Source organism: Aromatoleum evansii, from assembly GCF_012910805.1.
In the GTDB taxonomy this organism is placed as follows: Bacteria; Pseudomonadota; Gammaproteobacteria; order Burkholderiales; family Rhodocyclaceae; genus Aromatoleum; species Aromatoleum evansii.
On sequence record NZ_WTVK01000214.1, the window covers coordinates 1 to 456 of the forward strand.

Annotated in this window: 1 protein-coding gene; it reads left to right on the plus strand. The window is 67.8% G+C overall.

The features are described 5' to 3' along the window. Positions 1 to 456 (plus strand): (Fe-S)-binding protein (locus GO615_RS29910; RefSeq protein WP_169133086.1); only part of this gene is annotated, 456 nt, incomplete at both ends.

The following is a 456-nucleotide window of genomic DNA, read 5'->3' on the forward strand; positions in this document are numbered from 1 at the left end:
ACCGGCTACGACATCGCGAACCCGCTGACGGCGTACAACCCGGCCGGCACCACCGCGAACGGTGACGCGGCCGGTGCCATCATCGACGAGGACGTCCTGTGGTCGTGCACGACGTGTGGCGCCTGTGTCGAGCAGTGCCCCGTCGACATCGAGCACGTCGACCACATCGTCGACATGCGTCGCTACCAGACGCTCATCGAGTCCGCGTTCCCGACCGAACTCGCGGGCCTGTTCAAGAACCTCGAGAACAAGTCGAACCCGTGGGGCATGTCGGCGCGGGCTCGCCTCGAGTGGGCCAAGGGCCTGCCGTTCGACGTCAAGGTCATCGGCTCCGACGTCGAATCCGCCGACGAGGTCGAGTGGCTGTTCTGGGTCGGCTGCGCCGGCGCCTACGAGGACCGTGCGAAGAAGACGACGCGCGCCGTCGCCGAGCTGCTGCACACAGCGGGCGTCGAC